Raw genomic sequence first — 20,567 nt, forward strand, 5'->3', positions numbered from 1 at the left:
AAAGCCGGCCGGGGCTCTTCTTCGCGGGTCAGGGAGAGCTTCCCCTCCCCTGTCTTCGTAGGCCCTGTGGGACTCGAACCCACAACCAATGGATTAAAAGTCCACTGCTCTGCCAATTGAGCTAAGGGCCCAGGCGATGTTGCCTACCCGAGCATAGCCGGAGCAGGCCCCGTCTCCGATCGGGTATCCGGGGAGGCCGGCCGGAAGTTTCACGTGATCGCCCATGGCCAGGATGGGTTCCGGTCAGAAGATCCCCTTGTATCCCTTCCAGCCGGTCGCGATCTTCGTGCGGCCGCCGAACGAGCCCTTCCCGTTGCCGTTGTTGCGGTAGAGGTTGCCCTTGGTGTCCCGCGCGACCAGGTCGTTCCTGCCGTCGCCGGTGATGTCGCCGACGCCGACGATCGCGTTGTACGAGGCGCCCCACTTCGTGAAGACCTTGACCCGGTTCTTCAGCAGCCCCTTCCCGTTGCCGTCGTAGCGGTACAGCGTGCCCGCCCTGTCGAGAGCCAGCACGTCGCCGATGCCGTCGCCGTTCAGGTCACCGGCGCCGATGATCTTCTTGTAGCCCTTCCACGCCGACCGGATCTTCTTGCCGGCCGCGAGCGTCCCGTTGCTCTTCGTCGCGAAGAGGTAGATGTCCCCGGTCGACGCCTTGCGCGCCAGCAGGTCGGTGCGGCCGTCGCCGGTCAGGTCACCCGGTGCGGTGAGGACGTCGTAGGCCTTCCAGCCCTTGCCGAGGGAGGTGTGGCTGCTGCCGGGCTTGTACGACATGCCGCAGTGGCCCTTGTACTTGCGCAGCTCACCGTTCGGCATCCGCATCAGCATCTCGGCGCACCGGTCGCTGCCCATGTCCCCGAAGGGGATGGCGACGGTGCCCGCGGGCCAGCCGGAGGCCGACTGCTTGAAGTCGAACTTGCCCTTGCCGTTGGTGAAGTGCAGCGTGAGAGTGCCGGAGGAGTTGAGGGTGACCAGTTCGCCGTAGCTGTAGCCGCCCTGGTCGTGGTGGCCCTGGAGGCCCCCGGTGAGCCCGAGCGAACCGCCGGCCGTGTACGTGCCGCCGCCTTCGGGCGCCGTGGCGCTCAGGGTCCAGGTGTACCGCCCGTTGTACGGGTACGCCCCGGTGTCCGTCCGCCCGGTCCAGCCTGCCTGGGCCGAGGCACCGCCGCCCGTCTCGGTGTGCACGGTGCGCCCGCGGGCGTCCTTCACGGTGAAGGTCCAGGCGGCCTGCCGGTTGAACTGCCAGGTGCTGTTCCAGTGCAGGTCCACGGCGTCCACGGCGCCGTCTGCGAGATCGGACTCGATCGCCGTCAGCGGCTGCGCGGGGACCCCGCTGCGCACGATGTGCACGGCCTTGTCCGCGTCCACGTACGCGATGTTCCCGCCGAACTTGTCGACCGTCCACGTGAGCCGCCGCTGGTCGGCCGTGTTCCCGGCCGGGAGATCGGCGACCGGGCGGACGGGGGCGGCCGTGCCGGAGTGGAAGTCCGTCAGCATCAGCTTGCCGGCGCTCCGGTCGTGCCGGACGAGGTAGCCGTCGCCCACGAGCGCGGGTCCGGAAGGGACCTTGACGGTCTTCCTCGCCGTACGGTCGTAGACGCCCGCGGCGCCGGACGGGCCGCAGTTCCAGTAGATCCAGCGGCCGACCACCTGCAGTTCCTCGACCGTGCAGGGCGCCCCCGTCGCCACGGTCCGGACCGTCTTCTTCGCCTCCAGGTCGTAGCCGGTGACGGCTCCCTCACCCGAACCGGGCGTCCACAGGATCGAACCCCACACGGAGGCGGCGGTGACGGACCGGGTCCGCCGCACGCCCTGGCTCCGGTACTCCTGCACGGCGTCGACGTACTGCTTGCCGGTGGAGGCCGCGTCGTAGATGTAGTAGCGGCCGGTGACGTCCACGAACCGGCCGCCGGTCACCGTCGGTTCGGTCCACGCGTGGTAGCTGTCGGGGGACAGCCAGATCCGGGCGTGCTCCTTGCCGCCGTCGTCGACGAGGAAGTAGCCGACGTGCCGGTCGCCGGTGGAGCGCAGCGGTACGCACTCCCCGGCGTCGCACGGCACCCGCTGGATGTGCGCGCCGTTCGCGTAGACGCCGGCGTAACCCCAGTTGGACTGCTCGAGGACCGTGGAACCGTCGGGCGAGATCTGGCGGCCGACCACGTACTGGTCGCGGTTCGGGCCGCGTTCCACGGTGGTCAGGAAGCCGCCCGCGTAGTCGATGCCCCACACGCCGTCCGTCCGGACGGGCGTCGGTGCGGTGTCCGCGGCCGCCGGACCGGCGGTGGTCAGCGAACCGGCGCCCAGGGCGGCCAGGGTCACGAGAGCGGCGGTCGTCCGGCCGTACCGGGCCGCGGCGGAGCGTGTGCGCACACGCCGAGTCAAGGTCCCTCCCCAGGGATGTGAGAACGGCACGGTCACGACGGCTCCCCCGGCCGCGCCCCTCCTCCGTGCCAAGAGCCGGGATGGTAGCAACCACCCGTTGGCCAACGGTAGTTAAAAGGAAAGGGCCCGTACGACAGCGGTCGTACGGGCCCTTCACAGGTCACCTCACCCGGCGTCAGCCGTTGCGCTTCCAGCGCGGCTTGTCCTCGCGGCGGCCGAAGGAACCGCCGCCACGGTGGTCGTCACGGCGGCCGTACGGGCGCTCGTGGCCGCCGGAGCGGAAGCCGGGGCGGTCGCCCTGGCGGTCGCGGTTGAACGGACGGTCGCTGCCACGGTGCCCGCCGCGCTCGTCCCGGTGGAAGCCGCCACGGTCGTCACGGCGGTCGAAGGAGCGGGGGGCGCGGTCGCGGTCGCGGTCCCGGTTGAAGCCGCCCCGGTCGTCGCGCCGCTCGTAGGAACGGCCACCACGGTCACGGTCGAAGGAACGGTCCCGGTCGTCACGGCGGAAGCCACGGTCACGGTCACGGTCACGGTCACGGTCGAACGTACGGCCGCCGCGGTCGCCCCGGTCGTCCCGGCGGAAGCCGCCGCGGTCGCCCCGGTCGCGGTCCCGGTCCCGGTCCCGGTTGAAGCCGCCCCGGTCGTCGCGCCGCTCGTAGGAACGGCCACCACGGTCACGGTCGAAGGAACGGTCCCGGTCGAACGTACGCCCGCCCCGCTCCTCACGGCGCTCACGACGGTCGTACGACGACGGCGCCGCCGTACGCTCCTCGCGCTCGCCCCGCTCGGCGCGGTCCACGTCCTGCGCCCCCGGCTGCTCCGGCACCGACACCTCGGCCATCGCCTGCGCCTCGGCCACCGCCGCCTCGGGGTCCACGCCCCGCTCGCGGGCGACCCTGGCGACCAGCCGGTCGGCCTCCTCGCGCAGCTCGGCCGCGCGCCGCTGGGCGCGCTCGAGCTGCTTGGTGAGGTGGGCGACCTCACGCTCGGCCTGCTGGGCGGCGTTGCCCGCGGACTCGGCCTGCACCTCGGTCATCGACCGGGCGCCGGTGATCTCCGCGACCTCCGGGTCGAAGGCCGCGCCGCCCTGGATGATGTGGCGCGTGGCGTCCACGCCCGCGTCCTCCATGAGGCGGAAGATCTGGCGCCGCTGGTGCGGGAGCGACAGGGAGACCACCGTGCCGGTGCGGCCGGCGCGGGCCGTGCGGCCGGCGCGGTGCAGGTAGTCCTTGTGGTCGCCGGCCGGGTCGACGTTCAGCACCAGGTCGATGCCGTCGACGTGGATGCCGCGGGCGGCGACGTCGGTGGCGACCAGAACGTTGACGTACCCGTCCTTGAAGTCGGCCAGGGTGCGGGTGCGGGCGCCCTGGGTCATGCCACCGTGCAGCGCCTCGGCCTTCGCACCGGCCTCGCGCAGCTGCTCGGCCACGCGGTCGGCGCCCAGCTGGGTGCGCACGAAGATGATGGTGCGGCCCTTGCGGGAGGCGATGGCCGCGGTGACCGGCGCCTTGTCCTTGGGCTTCACGATCAGGATGTGGTGGGACATGGTCGTCACCGCGCCCTGCGCCGCGTCCACCTCGTGGGAGACGGGGTCGGTCAGGTAGCGGTCGACGAGGGTCTTGATCTCGTTCTCCATCGTCGCGGAGAACAGCATCCGCTGGCCGCCCGCCGGGACCTGGTCGAGCAGCTCGGTGACCTCGGGCAGGAAGCCCAGGTCGGACATCTGGTCGGCCTCGTCCAGGACCGTGATCCGCACGTCCTCGAGCGAGCAGGCGCCGCGGTTGATGATGTCGCGCAGGCGGCCCGGGGTGGCGACCAGGATGTCGACGCCCTTCTCCAGGGCGTAGATCTGGTTGCCCATCGAGGTGCCGCCGCAGACGACCTTCATCCTCAGTCCGAGGACGTCGCCGTAGGGCTGCAGGGCGTCCGCCACCTGCATGGCGAGCTCGCGGGTGGGGGTCAGGATGACCGCCCGCGGGCGCTTCCGCTCGGTGCGGCCGCCGGCCAGCGTGGCCAGCGTCGGCAGACCGAAGGACAGGGTCTTGCCCGAGCCGGTGCGACCCCGGCCCAGGACGTCCTTGCCGGCCAGGGCGTCCGGGATGGTCGCGGCCTGGATCGGGAAGGGGGTGGTCACACCGTTCTGCTCGAGCTTGCGCACGACGCCCTCGGGGAGACCGAGATCCGCGAACGTGATCTCGGACACCTCACGGTTCTCAGGGGCGTCGTCGGCGCTCTCGGGCACGACGACGTGGTCAGCAGTAATGGACATGCGAATGCGAAACCTTCCGGAGTCTCGTCGGCACGCGCCCGTCAACTCCGTGATTCGCACCACGACCGCCTCGATGCGGTCCGCCACGGCAAAGGAGAGTACGCGCCACACGGCGCGCTCTGCGTGGGCGCCGGGCAAATGGGATCAAACGATCTGCCACCTTACGCACCTACCGCCCTCGAAAGCAAACCGGGCCCGTGGGCGCCGGTCAGGACCTGGCCCGTCGCAGCCGGCCCGGCTCCGGCGCGGGTTCCCGCTGCTCCAGCTGCGGCCCCGTACCCTCGTGCGCCGACGACGACGGCTCGGCGGCCGTCGGATCCGGCGAGGCCGGCGGAGGGGAAGGGGAAGCCGGCGGCGGCTCCGGCGCGGCGGACGTCTGCGGAGGCACCGGCGCGGTGTCCGTCGGCGTCGGCTCACCCGGCTTCGGCGGCACCCCGCGCTTGCCCGGGGCCGACGCGGACGCGCTGCCCGAGGCCGACGGCGAGGCCGACGCGGACGGCGACTCGCCGTCCTTCCCCTTCTCTCCGTGCCCGTGCTCGCCGTCCCCGGCGCCACCGGCACGGCCCGCGCCACCACCGGACACCGCCCCTCCTCCGCCCGGGGCCTCACCGCCCCGCTGCCCCGCGGAGCGCGACGGCCGGGCCTCGCCACCGGCGTCCTCCCCCACGCTCACGCAGCCGGTGACAACGGCCAGGGCGGCGACCGCGGTGGCGAGACGGACCGACACGTACAAGGGGCGCACGGGAAGCCACCTCCGGGATGAAAGACGTCACCGTGCTCAACGCCCTTCACCCGCAAGAGGACACGCGACCGGCCCGGACCAGCCTCAGCCGTAACCCAGGGAGTGCAGACGCGCGTCGTCGATCCCGAAGTGGTGGGCGATCTCATGCACCACGGTGACCTCGGTCTCCACGACCACGTCCTCCCGTGTCTCGCACATCCGCAGCGTCGGCCCGCGGTAGATCGTGATCCGATCGGGCAGCACGCCCGCGTACCACTCACCGCGCTCCGTCAGCGGGGTCCCTTCGTACAGCCCGAGCAGCTCGGGATCGTCGGCGGGCGGCTCGTCCTCGACGAACACCGCGACGTTGTCCATCAGCCGCGTCAACTCCGGCGGAATCCGGTCGAGGGCCTCGGCGACCAGTTCCTCGAACTCCTCGCGCGTCATCTCCAGCACAGGGCCATTGTCCGGTACGGCCCCCGCCGCCACCGCGTACCCGCGCATACCCGATCGCGGACCTGGGCATACGCGCCCAATGGCCCGCGCCCCCCTCGCCGACCTGAACCGCCCGTACCGCCCGCACGGCATACGAAGGGCGGTACGTGCCCTCACCGACCGCCTGCACCGCTCACCCCGCCCCCGCCCGGCCCTCTCCCTGACGTACGGGCCCCGCCCCTGGGCGCGCGCCATGGGCCTGGTCGCCGTCGTCCTCGTCGGCGCCTGGCTGGGCCTGCTGGTCGTCGGCAACGTACGGGCCCCGGTCGGCCCCATGAACACCACCATGGCCCTGCGCCCGTCCCTCAGCGGCGGCACGAAGATCAATGTCTCCCCGCTCGGTGCCCTGGAACTCGACAGCCACAGCGCCCCCGTCCGTCTCGACGTCAACGTCGACCAGCTCGACCCCGACCGCTCCCAGGCCCTGGTCGACCACCCGGAACGCCTCTCCGGCCTCCAGGACGAGATCGTGCACGACGTCGAACACGGCACCCTCGACCTGGCCGTACGGTCCTGCGTCGCCGTGGTCTCCGGCGCCACCGCCCTCGGCCTGGCCGTCTACCGCCGCCCCCGCCGCGCCCTGGCCGCCGGTGGCCTCGCCCTGACCCTGCTCGCCGTGTCCGGGGCGAGCGCGTACGCCACCTGGAACCCGAAGTCCGTCCTGGAGCCCAAGTTCTCCGGCCTGCTGTCCTCCGCGCCCTCCGTGGTCGGCAACGCGCGCAGCATCGTCACCGAGTTCGACGTCTACCAGAAGGAACTGGCACGCCTGGTCACGAACGTGACCAGGCTCTACGACGTCACCTCCACGCTCCCCGCCTACTCCCCGGACCCGTCGACCATCCGCGTCCTGCACGTCTCCGACATCCATCTCAACCCGGCGAGCTGGAAGATCATCGCCTCGCTGGTGGAGCAGTACAAGGTGGACGTGATCGTCGACTCCGGCGACACCATGGACCACGGCACCGCCGCGGAGAACGGCTTCCTGGACCCGATCGAGGACCTCGGCGCCCCCTACGTCTGGGTCCGCGGCAACCACGACTCCATGGTCACCCAGCGCTATCTGGAGCGCATGAAGAACGTGCACGTCCTGGACGACGGCCGGGCCGAGACCATCGCGGGCCTGCGCTTCGGCGGCATCGGCGACCCCCAGTTCACCCCCGACCGCTCCGTCACCCCGGGCAGCGACGCCTCCGAACAGCTGGCGGGCGCCCGGCTGGCCTCGGCGCTGCGCGACCAGCAGGCCAAGGGCACGCCGGTCGACATCGCCGTCGCCCACGAGCCGGCGGCGGCCCGCGAGACGGACGGCACCGTGCCACTGGTCCTGTGCGGGCACCTCCACCACCAGGGCACGAAGGTCCTGAAGTACGGCACCCGGCTGCGCATGGAGGGCTCGACGGGCGGCAGCGGCCTGCGGGCGGTCGAGGGGAAGCACCCCGACCCGATCGAGGCGTCGATCCTCTACTTCGACCGCGACAGCCGCCGCCTCCAGGCCTGGGACTCGATCAAACTGGGCGGCCTGGGCCAGACGACAGCCGAGGTCAGCCGCCACCTCCCGAAGGGCTGAATCGATCAGCGGCTCCGCCGCGGTCGACCGGGCGCCACACCGTCCCCGCCCGCGACGTCTCCCTCCGACTCATAAACGGTTTTGGCGATAGCCCGCACAATCCCCTATGCTTTCCACGTCCCCGACGCGCTGAGAAGCGCCCAGGCGGGCCGATAGCCCTCATCGTCTAGCGGCCTAGGACGCCGCCCTTTCAAGGCGGTAGCACGGGTTCGAATCCCGTTGGGGGCACGCAGTAACGTGTGCGACACTTACCTTCGTCGGTTCGCATGCGATCCTGGTCCTGTGGAGCAGTTTGGAGTGCTCGCCACCCTGTCAAGGTGGAGGCCGCGGGTTCAAATCCCGTCAGGACCGCTGAGGTTTCACGTGAAACCTTGCGGCTGGGTAGCTCAGTTGGTACGAGCGTCCGCCTGAAAAGCGGAAGGTCGCCGGTTCGACCCCGGCCCCAGCCACCCCCCGAAGGCCCCGTCCAGCAGGACGGGGCCTTCGCCGTACGGCGTGCCACACCGCCACGGTCCGCTTCCGCCACGGTCAAATGGTTCGCGCGCAATTTCCCCGAGGTGAGATCCTGGATCCCGTATGTCTACGCATCCCGCCCCCGCCCTCGGCGCCCTTGCCCCCCGCCTGAACGAGTTGTCGCTGCGTGACGCGCACCGGCTCGGTCGCAGGCTCGAAGGTGCGCGCAAGATCCGTAAGCCCGAGGCGCGTGCCGCCGTTCTCGCAGAGGTCGAGGGGGAGGTCGGGAAGGCCGAGGAGCGCATGAGCGCCCGGCGGTCCCGGGTGCCGGCGGTTCGCTATCCGGAGCAGTTGCCGGTCAGCCAGAAGAAGGACGAGATCGCGGAGGCCATCCGTGATCACCAGGTCGTCATCGTCGCCGGTGAGACCGGGTCCGGGAAGACCACGCAGATCCCGAAGATCTGCCTGGAGCTCGGGCGCGGTGTGCGGGGCATGATCGGGCACACCCAGCCCCGCCGTATCGCCGCCCGTACGGTCGCCGAGCGCGTGGCGGAGGAGCTGGAGACGCCGCTGGGCGAGGCCGTCGGCTGGAAGGTGCGGTTCACCGATCAGGTGGATCCGGACGCCACGTTCATCAAACTGATGACGGACGGCATCCTGCTCGCCGAGGTCCAGACCGACCGCGAGCTGCGTGCCTACGACACGATCATCATCGACGAGGCCCACGAGCGGTCGCTCAACATCGACTTCCTGCTCGGGTATCTGGCGCAGCTGCTGCCGAAGCGTCCTGACCTCAAGGTCGTCATCACCTCGGCCACCATCGATCCCGAGCGTTTCTCCCGGCACTTCGGCGATGCGCCGATCATCGAGGTCAGCGGGCGGACGTATCCCGTGGAGGTGCGCTATCGGCCGCTCCTTGAGGAGGACTCCGACGACGCCGACCGGGACCAGATCACCGCGATCACCGATGCCGTCGAGGAGCTGATGGCCGAGGGGCCCGGGGACATCCTCGTCTTCCTCTCCGGGGAGCGGGAGATCCGCGACACTGCCGACGCGCTCAACAAGAAGCAGTACCGGTTCACGGAAGTGCTGCCGCTGTACGCCCGGCTCTCGCACGCCGAGCAGCACCGTGTCTTCCAGCCGCACACCGGCCGGAGGGTCGTTCTGGCGACCAACGTCGCCGAGACCTCCCTCACCGTGCCCGGCATCAAGTACGTCATCGATCCCGGCTTCGCCCGGATCTCCCGCTACAGCCACCGCACCAAGGTGCAGCGGCTGCCGATCGAACCGATCTCGCAGGCCAGCTCCAATCAGCGCAAGGGCCGCTGCGGCCGTACGTCCGACGGCATCTGTATCCGGCTGTACTCCGAGGACGACTTCCTCGTCCGGCCGGAGTTCACGGACGCGGAGATCCTGCGCACCAACCTCGCCTCCGTCATCCTGCAGATGACCGCGGCCGGCCTCGGCGACATCGAGAAGTTCCCGTTCATCGACCCGCCGGACCACCGCAACATCCGCGACGGCGTGCAGCTGCTGCAGGAGCTCGGCGCGCTGGACCCGGCGCAGAAGGACCCCCGCAAGCGGCTCACGCAGCTGGGCCGCAGGCTGGCCCAGCTGCCGGTCGACCCGCGGCTGGCCCGTATGGTCCTGGAGGCCGACCGGAACGGCTGTGCCCGCGAGGTCATGGTGATCGCCTCCGCGCTGTCCATCCAGGACCCGCGCGAGCGTCCCGCCGACAAGCAGGCCCAGGCCGACCAGCAGCACGCCCGCTTCCGGGACGAGACCAGCGACTTCCTCGCCTTCCTCAATCTCTGGCGCTACATCCGCGAACAGCAGAAGGAGCGGGGCTCGTCGTCGTTCCGGCGCATGTGCAAGCAGGAGTTCCTCAACTTCCTGCGCATCCGTGAATGGCAGGACATCTACTCCCAGCTGCGCACGGTCGCCAAGCAGATGGGCATCCACCTCAACGACCAGGACGCCCCGGCCGACCGCATCCACGTCTCCCTGCTGGCCGGGCTCCTCTCGCACATCGGCATGAAGGACGTGAAGGAGTCCAAGGACTCGGGGCCGGGCGGCCGCAAGGACGGCGGGCGGGGCGAGTACCTGGGCGCCCGCAACGCCAAGTTCGCGATCTTCCCGGGTTCGGCGCTGTTCAAGAAGCCGCCGCGGTTCGTGATGTCGGCGGAGCTGGTGGAGACGAGTCGTCTCTGGGCCCGGGTCAACGCGAGGATCGAGCCGGAGTGGGTCGAGCCCCTGGCCGACCATCTCCTCAAGCGGACGTACAGCGAACCGCACTGGGAGAAGGACCAGGCGGCGGTGATGGCGTACGAGAAGGTGACGCTGTACGGCGTGCCGATCGTCGCCCAGCGGAAGGTGAACTACGGGCGGATCGACCCGGAGGTCAGCCGGGAGCTGTTCATCCGCAACGCGCTGGTCGAGGGCGACTGGCGCACGCACCACAAGTTCTTCGCCGACAACCGCAAACTGCTCAGCGAGGTCGAGGAGCTGGAGCACCGGGCCCGGCGCCGGGACATCGTGGTCGACGACGAGACGCTGTTCGACTTCTACGACCAGCGGGTGCCCGAACACGTCGTCTCCGGCGCCCACTTCGACTCCTGGTGGAAGCGGAAGCGGCAGGAGCAGCCGGACTTCCTGGACTTCGAGCGGGAGATGCTGATCCGGGAGTCGGCGGAGGCGGTCACCAAGGCCGACTATCCGGACTCCTGGCGGCAGGGGAATCTGAAGTTCCGGGTGACGTACCAGTTCGAGCCTGGCGCGGACGCGGACGGTGTGACCGTCCACATTCCGCTGCAGGTGCTGAACCAGGTCACCGACGAGGGCTTCGACTGGCAGATCCCGGGCCTGCGCGAGGAGGTCGTCACCGAGCTGATCCGTTCGCTGCCGAAGCCGATCCGCCGGAACTACGTGCCCGCGCCGAACTACGCGAAGGCGTTCCTGGAGAAGGCGGTGCCTCTGCAGGAGCCGCTGACGACGACCATGGCGCGCGAGCTGAAGCGGATGGTCGGTGTGCCCTTCGAGGCCGAGGACTTCGACTGGTCCAAGGTCCCCGACCATCTGAAGATCACCTTCCGGATCGTCGACGAGCGGCACCGGAAGCTGGCCGAGGACAAGGACCTGGAAGCGCTGAAGCTGAAGCTGAAGCCGAAGGCGCGCAAGGCCCTCTCCCAGGCCGCCGCGGCGACCGCCTCGCGCACCGGTGGCGAGTCGCTGGAGCGCAAGGGTCTGACCGACTGGACGATCGGCACGCTCAGCCGGGTCTTCGAGACCCGTCGGGCCGGTCAGCCGGTGAAGGCGTACCCCGCGCTGGTCGACGACGGCGACACCGTGTCCGTACGGCTCTTCGACACCGAGGCCGAGCAGGCCGAGGCCATGTGGAAGGGGACGCGCCGGCTGATCCTGCGCACCATTCCGGTCAACCCGGCGAAGTTCGCGTCCGAGAAGCTGACGAACCAGCAGAAGCTCGCCCTGTCGGCGAACCCGCACGGTTCGATCCAGGCGCTGTTCGACGACTGTGCGACGGCGGCGGCGGACAAGCTGATCGGGGACTTCGGTGGGCCGGTGTGGGACGAGGAGTCGTACCGGAAGCTGTACGACAGGGTGCGGGCCGAGATCGTGGACGTGACCGTGCGGACCGTGGGCCAGGTGCAGCAGGTGCTGGCCGCCTGGCAGGCCTGTGAGCGCCGTCTGAAGGCCGTACGCAGCCCCGCGCTGCTGCCGAACCTGGCAGACGTACGGGCGCAGCTGGACGGCCTGGTGAGGCCCGGCTTCGTGACGGAGGCGGGGATACGGCGCCTGCCCGACCTGATGCGGTACCTGGTGGCCGCGGACCGGCGCCTGCAGCAGATGCCGACGAACGTCCAGCGGGACACCACGCGCATGGAGAAGGTCCATGACATGCAGGACGAGTACGCGTGGCTGCTCGAGCGGATGCCGCAGGGCCGGCCGGTGCCGTCCTCGGTGCTGGACATCCGCTGGATGATCGAGGAGCTGCGGGTCAGCTACTTCGCCCACGCGCTGGGCACGGCGTACCCCGTCTCGGACAAGCGGATCGTGAAGGCGATCGACGCGGCGGCCCCGTGACGGCCCGCGCACCCTGAGTGAGTTCGACCAGGCGCCGCGCCTCCTGTACAGTCTCTTCTCGCAGCGCAACGCACCAATGGCGCCGCGAAGCCTGGTCCTGTGGAGCAGTTTGGAGTGCTCGCCACCCTGTCAAGGTGGAGGCCGCGGGTTCAAATCCCGTCAGGACCGCATCACACACGAAGGCCCGCCCCCGGCAACGGAGGCGGGCCTTCACCGCATCACCCGCCCGCCCCGCCAACACAACCCGCCACCCTGTCAAGGTGGAGGCCGCGCCCGCGGCGCAGCCGCAATCGGGACAGCAAATCCCGTCAGGACCGCATCACACACGAAGGCCCGTCCTCCCCCACACAACGGAGGCGGGCCTTCACCGCATCACCCGCCCCGCCCTCCCTCCCGACAACAACGTGCAGGCGCGCCCCTGGGACAGGCCATGGTCTCGGGGTGTCCCACGAGCCCTCAGGACGGCTCTGGGCATCTTGACGGAGTCACATTCCCTCGGTACCCAGAGAGGCAGAGCCCGTTCCCGTACGGTCCGCTGGAGGTGGCGTATGGCGGCATCGGCCAGGCACGAGACGCGGGCGTTGCTCCGTGCGCACCTCGCGGCCGCCTCGTCGTATCGCCATCTCACTCGCCACTGTCCTGTCTGCCATCACCTGTTGCGGCTCGCGATGGACAGCGCCCCGCGGACGGCCTCTCAGCCCCCGGAGGACGCGGTCGAGGACGACAGCGCTCCCAGCGTGTGAGGCGCGAACTCCCTTGCCGGCGTGGGGTGGTGGAAGCGCGGGTTCCAATAGCGCAGAGACCCGGCGGGCAACAAGCGTCTCAGCGTGTGACGGGTGTCACCGCATGAGTTTCTGGAAGTGCGGTATTTACACCCCTCCTACAACCACTCAATTTAATATGTGCAATTGCACTGCCTCGCAGGGCGCTCCACAGATGATCCGCCGAGCCTCCCCAGACTCCGACAAGCCCACTCACAGAGCCACCCGGCAGGCCGCCGCAGACGCACAAAAAAGATCGCGCCGGACCCAGCGGAGTCCAGCGCGATCGACGACGCACCCTTGTTCACTTGCCTGCGAAGCTCTGACGGCTTGGGCGTGGGGTCTGTTGGGGCAGGCCCCGCGTCGCTTGGAGCTGTGGTTTCGGGCGCCTCGGCCAATTGGGGGACCAGCCGGTTTGCCCGGTTATTCGGTTGTTCAGGCCTCGCTGCGCTGCTGCGGAATACCCGCCAGCAGTGCACGGACCTCGGCCTCGCGGTAGCGGCGGTGCCCGCCGAGCGTGCGGATCGACGTGAGCTTGCCGGCCTTCGCCCAGCGCGTGACCGTCTTGGGGTCGACGCGGAACATGGTGGCGACCTCAGCCGGGGTCAGCAGCGGCTCGGCATCAGGGGTGCGAGCGGTCATGAGCGGCCTCCTCGGGAGAACCGACGTTCTCGGTTCTTTCCTCTAAATTCTGCACCTTGACCCGCGTTGCCCGAAATGGCGGACGCGAGTCGAGTCGGTTATAGGACGAACGGCTTGTCCTCGGCACTACAACTACACCATCTGTCCAGCCGCGTCGGCCAAACCGATGGAATTGCCCTCCCAGGTGTTCATCAGCGACGGAAGCCGATGGACCATGCCATAGCGGACAGTCACGCCGTTGTGACGATCAGTCACAGGGCAATCAGGAGTTACCAAACCCCCCAAAGTGTGCAATGCGGAGAGTCCGCCCATGATGGAGCGTAGTTGGACGGATGGAGCCCTCCCCGGACTCCTTGTCCTATTTTGGCATGAGGAGGGGCAACAGAGGCAAGGGCCTTGTACGTGCGGTCCGTCACCCTTGACGCAAAAGCCCGGATCGGGACCTACGCCCCGCCAGCTCCCCGAAAGACCCTTGACGGTACGCCGTTGACGGGCGACGGCACCGTGACCTGCGTCACCCGCACCGCGCCCGCCGCACCTGTTGCCCCGTCAGTTGGCCGACCGCCGGTCGCGCACCGCCCGCCAGCGCTCCACGAGCCGCCCGTACGCCTCCCCCGCCGCCGCGCCGTCGCCGAGCCGCAGCGCCTCGATCCCCTCGGCCACGTCGGCGGCCGAGTGGTCGCCCTCCAGCTCACCGGCCGGCAACGCGTGCACCAGCCCGCCGTAGTCCAGCTCCACCAGCGAGCGCGGGTGGAACTCCTCCAGCCAGCGCCCGACGTCCACCAGGCCGTCGATCAGCGGCCCCTCGTCGATGGCGTCCTTCAGCGCCCGCAGCGCCCGCGCCACCCGCCGCCGGGCCTGCACCATCGGCGTGCGGTAGCGCAGCACCGAACCGTCGCCGCCGAAGTCCGGGGAGTCCTCGGAGCCGCCGTCGCCCTTGACGTACTCCCGCTCCTCGTCGGACACCAGCACGAACCAGTTCAGCGGCACCTGCCAGGTCGCCGTGCGGATCCAGGGGCGGGCGTCGGGGTTGCCGGCCAGCCAGCGCTCGTAGTCCTGGGTGGCCTGGCGCCGTACGACCGGGGGCAGTACCGCGTCCAGGACGACCGCCGGGAGTTCCTCGGCGAGGTCGCCCAGGGCCTGCCAGCCGCGCAGCCGGGTGCGCCAGGGGCAGACGCAGACCACCCCGTCGACGTCGAGCACGAACGCGTCCCGGCTCTCGTGCACCGGCACCGGCACCGGCGGGGTGGGCAGCAGGTCGGCCAGGGAGCGGCGCAGTTCGTCCTGGTAGGAGGGGCGGTCGGGGCGGCGGGCATAGCGCGCCCAGTGGCTGCGCTCCGGCTCCGGGAAGGCGGCCAGCGGCTCGTAGACGCGCAAGTAGGTCGCGTACGGGACGACCACGGAGGACACCTTGGGCACGCCTGCTCCCTCCCCAGCGGACCGGACCCGAAACCCGTCCGGCCCGCGCCCGGGTGGACGGAAAACCACTGCAAATCGTCCCACGCCCGGGTGGGAACGTACTCCGCGGGAGGGTGATCCCGACCACTGCGGGCATGGCGGAGGTGGTCAGGGTCTAATCTCCTGGCACGGCCCCCGCCACCCGCACGAGGGCCTGTCCCCACTCGCCGCTACTTACCCGGGAGTCACCACCGTGACCGACGTGACCGACGGCGTCCTGAACACCCTGTTCCACTCGGAGCAGGGGGGCCATGAGCAAGTCGTGCTCTGTCAGGACCGCGCCAGCGGCCTCAAGGCCGTCATCGCCATCCACTCCACCGCCCTGGGCCCCGCGCTCGGCGGTACGCGCTTCTACCCGTACGCGAACGAGGAGCAGGCCGTCGCCGACGCGCTGAACCTCGCCCGCGGCATGTCGTACAAGAACGCCATGGCCGGCCTGGACCACGGCGGCGGCAAGGCCGTGATCATCGGCGACCCGGAGCAGATCAAGACCGAGGAGCTGCTGCTCGCCTACGGGCGGTTCGTGGCCTCGCTCGGCGGGCGGTACGTCACCGCGTGCGACGTCGGCACATATGTCGCCGACATGGACGTGGTGGCGCGCGAGTGCCGCTGGACGACCGGCCGCTCGCCCGAGAACGGCGGCGCGGGCGACTCCTCGGTGCTGACCTCCTTCGGTGTCTACCAGGGCATGCGGGCCGCGGCCCAGCACCTGTGGGGCGACCCGTCGCTGCGCGACCGCACGGTCGGCGTCGCGGGCGTCGGCAAGGTCGGGCACCACCTCGTGGAGCACCTGCTCAAGGAGGGCGCCCGGGTCGTGATCACGGACGTACGGGAGGAGGCCGTACGGCGCGTCGCCGACCGGCACCCGTCCGTGGCCGTGGCGGCCGACACCGGCGCACTGATCCGGATGGAGGGGCTGGACGTCTACGCCCCCTGCGCGCTCGGCGGCGCCCTGAACGACGACACCGTGCCGGTGCTGACCGCCAAGGTGGTGTGCGGCGCGGCCAACAACCAGCTCGCTCACCCGGGTGTCGAGAAGGACCTGGCCGACCGCCGGATCCTCTACGCGCCGGACTACGTGGTGAACGCCGGCGGTGTCATCCAGGTCGCCGACGAGCTGCACGGCTTCGACTTCGACCGGTGCAAGGCGAAGGCTGCGAAGATCTTCGACACCACGCTCGCCATATTCGCACGTGCGAAGGAGGACGGGATTCCGCCGGCCGCCGCCGCCGACCGGATCGCCGAACAGCGGATGGCGGACGCGCGGGCCGCCCACTGAGGGTGCAGGGATCTCGCTCATTTGTGCGGTACCTGTCGGTGGAGGGGTGGAGAGAACCATCACTTCCACCGGCGGGTCGTCCGCCGATAAGTGGTTGAAATCGCCGCTGACCAGCGAGGATGGGGTGCCTCGACGGTTCTGTGCACACGCGCGTCCTGTGGGCGACGTACCGTATGGGCGCGGGCTCAGGTACCGTGGAAGCCCTACGGACCGGTCTCTCCACGGAGAGCCCGTTCCGGATCATGAACGCGTGTCAGACTCTGGGGCCGTTGAGCCCCGTCGTTGAGGGGGTCGAGCCATGGGGCGCGGCCGGGCCAAGGCCAAGCAGACGAAGGTCGCCCGCCAGCTGAAGTACAACAGCGGTGGGACGGACCTCTCACGCCTGGCCGAGGAGCTGGGCGCATCGACGTCGAATCAGTCACCGAAGGGCGACCGCTTCGAGGACGATGAGCACGACGACCTGTACGCACGGTACGCCGATCTGTACGAGGACGACGACGAGGACGAGGAGGACGACTCCTCGAGGCAACACCGTCGCGGCGCGTAACGCCCGCGGCGGCTCAGCCGTCTCTCGCCGCGTGCCGTAGGCATCGCACCTCACCCGGTCCGGGGCTCACGCACCGGACCGGGTTTCGTGCTGCCGACCCCGATCGGCACCGCTCACGGCCGGCTCGCGCCGCGCGGTCACGGGCGGTCTGCCCGTGCGGGGCGCGGGCCGTCGCCGGTGCTGGTTACGGACCGCCGGCCCGTGCTGGGCGGAGGGCACGCTCACGCGTGGGCTCCCACCAGGGCCGCGCCTGTGGTGTGGTCGCCGCGGTCGGTGATCTCGCCGGCCACCCAGGCGTCGACGCCGCGGTCGGCCAGGGTGGCGAGGGCCGCGTCGGTCGACTCCCCGGGCACGATCGCGAGCATGCCGACGCCCATGTTGAGGGTCTTCTCCAGCTCCAGCCGCTCGACGTCGCCGCTCTTCGCGACGAGGTCGAAGACGGGGGCCGGGGTCCAGGTGGCGCGGTCGATCACGGCGTGCAGACCGTCCGGGATCACCCGGGCCAGGTTGGCGGCGAGCCCGCCGCCGGTGACGTGGCTGAAGGCGTGCACCTCGGTGGTGCGGGTCAGCGCCAGGCAGTCCAGCGAGTAGATTCTGGTCGGCTCCAGCAGCTCCTCGCCGAGGGTGCGGCCGAGGTCCTCGATGTGCGCGTCCAGCGACAGGCCGGCCCGGTCCAGCAGCACATGCCGGACCAGGGAGTACCCGTTGGAGTGAAGACCGGAGGACGCCATGGCGATCACCGCGTCACCCTTGCGGATGCGATCCGCGCCGAGCAGCCGGTCGGCCTCCACGACGCCCGTACCGGCGCCGGCGACGTCGAAGTCGTCCTCCCCGAGCAGCCCCGGGTGCTCGGCCGTCTCGCCGCCGACCAGGGCGCAGCCGGCCAGCACACAGCCCTCGGCGATGCCCTTGACGATGGCGGCGACCCGCTCGGGGTGCACCTTGCCGACGCAGATGTAGTCGGTCATGAACAACGGCTCGGCGCCGCACACCACGATGTCGTCCATGACCATGGCGACCAGGTCGTGGCCGATGGTGTCGTAGACGCCCATCCGGCGGGCGATGTCGACCTTCGTGCCGACGCCGTCCGTGGCGGAGGCGAGCAGCGGGCGCTCGTAGCGCTTGAGGGCGGAGGCGTCGAAGAGTCCGGCGAAGCCACCGAGGCCGCCCAGCACCTCGGGACGCCGGGTCTTCTTCACCCACTCCTTCATGAGTTCTACGGCGCGGTCGCCCGCCTCGATGTCGACGCCGGCGCTCGCGTAGCTGGCGCCAGTGGTCTCGGAAGACATGACCTTGGGTACCTTCGTGTCGTCTGCGGGCTTACGGGCGGCGGATCGCGTCGTCCGCGGCCGTGGCGGAGGGGCCGGCGGCCAGCTCGGTCTCCAGCAGCTGCTTGCCGAGCAGCTCGGGGTCGGGGAGTTCCATCGGGTACTCGCCGTCGAAGCAGGCGCGGCACAGGTTGGGCTTGGCGATGGTGGTCGCCTCGATCATGCCGTCGATGGAGATGTACGCCAGCGAGTCGGCGCCCAGCGAGGTGCCGATCTCCTCGATGGTCATGCCGTTGGCGATGAGCTCGGCGCGGGTGGCGAAGTCGATGCCGAAGAAGCAGGGCCACTTCACCGGCGGGGAGGAGATGCGGATGTGCACCTCGGCCGCGCCGGCCTCGCGCAGCATCCGGACCAGCGCCCGCTGGGTGTTGCCGCGCACGATGGAGTCGTCGACGACGACCAGGCGCTTGCCCTTGATGACTTCCTTCAGCGGGTTCAGCTTCAGGCGGATGCCGAGCTGGCGGATGGTCTGCGAGGGCTGGATGAAGGTGCGGCCGACGTAGGCGTTCTTCACCAGGCCGCTGCCGAAGGGGATGCCGGAGGCCTCCGCGTAGCCGATGGCGGCGGGGGTGCCGGACTCGGGGGTCGCTATGACGAGGTCGGCCTCGGCCGGGGCCTCCTTCGCCAGCCGGCGGCCCATCTCGACGCGGGACAGGTAGACGTTCCGGCCGGCGATGTCGGTGTCGGGGCGGGCCAGGTAGACGTACTCGAAGACGCAGCCCTTGGGCTTCGCTTCCGCGAATCGGGAGGTGCGCAGACCGTTCTCGTCGATGGCGACGAACTCGCCCGGCTCCATCTCCCGCACGAAGCTCGCGCCGGTGATGTCCAGGGCGGCGGTCTCCGAGGCGACGACCCAGCCGCGCTCGAGGCGGCCGAGGACCAGCGGGCGGATGCCCTGCGGGTCGCGGGCGGCGTAGAGGGTGTGCTCGTCCATGAAGACGAGGCTGAAGGCGCCCTTGACCTGCGGGAGGACGGTGTGGGCCGCCTCCTCGACGGTCAGCGGCTTGCCGTCCTCGTCGACCTGGGCGGCCAGCAGGGCCGTGAGCAGGTCGGTGTCGTTGGTGGCCGCGACCCGGGTCGAGCGGCCGTTCGTGTCCTTGGGCAGCTCGGCGACCATCTCGGCGAGCTGGGCGGTGTTGACCAGGTTGCCGTTGTGGCCGAGCGCGATGGAGCCCTGCGCGGTGGCGCGGAACGTCGGCTGGGCGTTCTCCCACACGGAGGCGCCGGTGGTCGAGTAGCGGGCGTGGCCTACCGCGATGTGACCCTGCAGGGAACCGAGCGAGGTCTCGTCGAAGACCTGGGAGACCAGGCCCATGTCCTTGAAGACGAGGATCTGGGAGCCGTTGCTGACCGCGATACCCGCGGATTCCTGGCCCCGATGCTGGAGGGCGTACAGCCCGAAGTACGTGAGCTTTGCGACCTCTTCGCCCGGAGCCCAGACACCGAAGACGCCGCATGCGTCCTGGGGGCCCTTCTCACCGGGGAGCAGATCGTGATTGAGTCGACCGTCACCACGTGGCACGCCATCGAGTGTAGGCGAGGTCGACCACTGGTCCGAATTGGGGAAGGCCCGAAAAGGCGCGGCCGCAGTGGAACACGCGTGCGCGCCCGCAGGCGTTCCTGCTGGTGTTTCCGCTGGTCAGAGGGGTGAGCGGGAACACCGACCGAACGAGCGACCGCGCCCCTCGAAGCGGTGCGTCGGCCCGGTGCGCGGACACACGAGTGAGGCGTCGCACATCATTCGGTCCCCGGGCGGCCGCTCATGCCATCAGCGGCAGCAGCCCTGAGAGATCCGCCCGCTCCCCGCTCGCGCCGACCTTCGCCGCCTCGAGGGCGTCCGTCCAGGCGAGCCGTCCGGTCGCGAGGCGCAGCCAGGTCAGCGGGTCGGTCTCGACGACGTTGGGCGGGGTGCCACGGGTGTGCCGGGGTCCCTCGACGCACTGCACGACGGCGTACGGCGGGATCCGCACCTCGGTCGACCCGCCGGGCGCCCTCGCGGCGAGCACGTCGGCGAGCAGGCGGGTGGCGGTGGCGAGGGCCTGCCGGTCGTACGGGACCTCCAGGCCGGGCACGGCGGCGTTCAGGTCGTCGGTGTGGACGACGAGTTCGACGGTGCGGGTGACGACGTAGTCGGTCAGCGGCAGGACGCCCGCGCTGGTGTCGAGCAGCCGGGTGCCGGGGTGCTCGGCGAGGGCGGCCGTGAAGCGCCGCTCGACGTCGTCCAGGTAGGCGGCGAGGTCCGTGTTCCGCTCGGCGACGTCCCGGGCGTACGCGGCGATGGCCGGGGCGTCGGCGCCGATGGCCGAGGGCCAGTCGAGCAGCGCGCCGCCCGGCCGCGCCGGTTCCGGCCGCTCCAGCAGCCGGCCGACGGCCGCGAGCGTCATACCGACGTGCGCGACCAGCTCCCGCACCCGCCAGTCCCCCAGCCGCGTGGGCGACGCGAGCTGCTCGGGAGCAAGCGTCCGCACGGCATCCCGCACATGCCCGAACTGCGCCAGAACGGCGGCACGGGTCTTGTCGGGGTCGTAGCTCCGAGTGCGCTTCTTGGCCGGCGACATGACGGTGAGCCT

At 70.5% G+C, this 20,567-nt stretch carries 14 protein-coding genes and 5 tRNA genes; 9 read left to right on the top strand and 10 right to left on the bottom strand.

Annotated features, from left to right (window positions below; genetic code table 11):
• Window positions 1-58: 58 nt before the first annotated feature.
• From ACX25U_RS16850 to ACX25U_RS16870, 5 genes are all read right to left on the bottom strand, one after another.
• Window positions 59-131, bottom strand: a tRNA-Lys gene (locus ACX25U_RS16850).
• A 112-nt stretch (window positions 132-243) separates the two neighbouring features.
• The gene (locus tag ACX25U_RS16855; RefSeq protein WP_454392964.1) at window positions 244-2,367 is read right to left on the bottom strand and encodes an FG-GAP-like repeat-containing protein; all 2,124 of its coding nucleotides are present in this window, start codon (window positions 2,365-2,367) and stop codon (window positions 244-246) included.
• 187 nt (window positions 2,368-2,554) lie between these two features.
• Complete coding sequence (locus tag ACX25U_RS16860; protein WP_454392966.1) at window positions 2,555-4,648, bottom strand: DEAD/DEAH box helicase; 2,094 nt, start codon at window positions 4,646-4,648, stop codon at window positions 2,555-2,557.
• A gap of 208 nt (window positions 4,649-4,856) precedes the next feature.
• Window positions 4,857-5,390, bottom strand: a complete 534-nt coding sequence (locus ACX25U_RS16865) for a hypothetical protein (RefSeq protein ID WP_454392968.1) — start codon at window positions 5,388-5,390, stop codon at window positions 4,857-4,859.
• A gap of 84 nt (window positions 5,391-5,474) precedes the next feature.
• Complete coding sequence (locus ACX25U_RS16870) at window positions 5,475-5,825, bottom strand: metallopeptidase family protein (RefSeq protein ID WP_454392970.1); 351 nt, start codon at window positions 5,823-5,825, stop codon at window positions 5,475-5,477.
• A 79-nt stretch (window positions 5,826-5,904) separates the two neighbouring features.
• Here ACX25U_RS16870 and ACX25U_RS16875 point away from each other — a divergent pair, with 79 nt between their 5' ends.
• The 7 genes from ACX25U_RS16875 (at window position 5,905) to ACX25U_RS16905 (ending at window position 12,725) form a co-directional block, all read left to right on the top strand.
• A complete protein-coding gene (locus tag ACX25U_RS16875) occupies window positions 5,905-7,428 on the top strand; it encodes a metallophosphoesterase family protein (protein ID WP_454392972.1) in 1,524 nt (507 codons plus the stop codon).
• A gap of 155 nt (window positions 7,429-7,583) precedes the next feature.
• Window positions 7,584-7,656 (top strand) — tRNA-Glu (locus tag ACX25U_RS16880).
• A gap of 48 nt (window positions 7,657-7,704) precedes the next feature.
• Window positions 7,705-7,779: transfer RNA gene (locus tag ACX25U_RS16885), tRNA-Asp, on the top strand.
• Between the two features lie 24 nt (window positions 7,780-7,803).
• Window positions 7,804-7,877: transfer RNA gene (locus tag ACX25U_RS16890), tRNA-Phe, on the top strand.
• Window positions 7,878-8,004: 127 nt separating this feature from the next.
• Window positions 8,005-11,982, top strand: a complete 3,978-nt coding sequence (gene hrpA / locus ACX25U_RS16895) for an ATP-dependent RNA helicase HrpA (protein WP_454392974.1) — start codon at window positions 8,005-8,007, stop codon at window positions 11,980-11,982.
• A 93-nt stretch (window positions 11,983-12,075) separates the two neighbouring features.
• Window positions 12,076-12,150, top strand: a tRNA-Asp gene (locus ACX25U_RS16900).
• Between the two features lie 380 nt (window positions 12,151-12,530).
• A complete protein-coding gene (locus ACX25U_RS16905) occupies window positions 12,531-12,725 on the top strand; it encodes a DUF6274 family protein (protein ID WP_454392976.1) in 195 nt (64 codons plus the stop codon).
• 453 nt (window positions 12,726-13,178) lie between these two features.
• Here ACX25U_RS16905 and bldC read toward each other — a convergent pair whose 3' ends face one another.
• The gene (gene bldC / locus ACX25U_RS16910) at window positions 13,179-13,385 is read right to left on the bottom strand and encodes a developmental transcriptional regulator BldC (RefSeq protein WP_003949541.1); all 207 of its coding nucleotides are present in this window, start codon (window positions 13,383-13,385) and stop codon (window positions 13,179-13,181) included.
• Window positions 13,386-13,934: 549 nt separating this feature from the next.
• A complete protein-coding gene (locus tag ACX25U_RS16915) occupies window positions 13,935-14,804 on the bottom strand; it encodes a hypothetical protein (protein WP_454392978.1) in 870 nt (289 codons plus the stop codon).
• 232 nt (window positions 14,805-15,036) lie between these two features.
• Between ACX25U_RS16915 and ACX25U_RS16920 the strand changes: the two genes are divergently transcribed.
• On the top strand, window positions 15,037-16,122 hold the full coding sequence (locus ACX25U_RS16920; RefSeq protein ID WP_454392980.1) for a Leu/Phe/Val dehydrogenase: 1,086 nt from the start codon (window positions 15,037-15,039) through the stop codon (window positions 16,120-16,122).
• 298 nt (window positions 16,123-16,420) lie between these two features.
• On the top strand, window positions 16,421-16,669 hold the full coding sequence (locus tag ACX25U_RS16925; protein ID WP_454392982.1) for a DUF3073 domain-containing protein: 249 nt from the start codon (window positions 16,421-16,423) through the stop codon (window positions 16,667-16,669).
• Window positions 16,670-16,890: 221 nt separating this feature from the next.
• Here ACX25U_RS16925 and purM read toward each other — a convergent pair whose 3' ends face one another.
• The 3 genes from purM to ACX25U_RS16940 all read right to left on the bottom strand — a co-directional run bounded on the left by purM (window position 16,891) and on the right by ACX25U_RS16940 (window position 20,555).
• Window positions 16,891-17,958, bottom strand: a complete 1,068-nt coding sequence (purM, locus tag ACX25U_RS16930) for a phosphoribosylformylglycinamidine cyclo-ligase (protein WP_454392984.1) — start codon at window positions 17,956-17,958, stop codon at window positions 16,891-16,893.
• Window positions 17,959-17,989: 31 nt separating this feature from the next.
• On the bottom strand, window positions 17,990-19,519 hold the full coding sequence (gene purF, locus ACX25U_RS16935) for an amidophosphoribosyltransferase (RefSeq protein ID WP_454392986.1): 1,530 nt from the start codon (window positions 19,517-19,519) through the stop codon (window positions 17,990-17,992).
• Window positions 19,520-19,757: 238 nt separating this feature from the next.
• Window positions 19,758-20,555, bottom strand: a complete 798-nt coding sequence (locus tag ACX25U_RS16940) for a sterol carrier family protein (RefSeq protein ID WP_454392988.1) — start codon at window positions 20,553-20,555, stop codon at window positions 19,758-19,760.
• Window positions 20,556-20,567 lie beyond the last annotated feature (12 nt).

It is taken from the genome of Streptomyces sp. JNUCC 63, from assembly GCF_054366325.1.

Coding starts and splice junctions, on each gene's coding strand:
- ACX25U_RS16860 (WP_454392966.1), bottom strand. CDS start 4,648: ATGTCCATTACTGCTGACCACGTCGTCGTGCCCGAGAGCGCCGACGAC.
- ACX25U_RS16875 (WP_454392972.1), top strand. CDS start 5,905: ATGGCCCGCGCCCCCCTCGCCGACCTGAACCGCCCGTACCGCCCGCAC.
- hrpA (WP_454392974.1), top strand. CDS start 8,005: ATGTCTACGCATCCCGCCCCCGCCCTCGGCGCCCTTGCCCCCCGCCTG.
- ACX25U_RS16905 (WP_454392976.1), top strand. CDS start 12,531: ATGGCGGCATCGGCCAGGCACGAGACGCGGGCGTTGCTCCGTGCGCAC.
- bldC (WP_003949541.1), bottom strand. CDS start 13,385: ATGACCGCTCGCACCCCTGATGCCGAGCCGCTGCTGACCCCGGCTGAG.
- ACX25U_RS16925 (WP_454392982.1), top strand. CDS start 16,421: ATGGGGCGCGGCCGGGCCAAGGCCAAGCAGACGAAGGTCGCCCGCCAG.
- purM (WP_454392984.1), bottom strand. CDS start 17,958: ATGTCTTCCGAGACCACTGGCGCCAGCTACGCGAGCGCCGGCGTCGAC.
- ACX25U_RS16940 (WP_454392988.1), bottom strand. CDS start 20,555: ATGTCGCCGGCCAAGAAGCGCACTCGGAGCTACGACCCCGACAAGACC.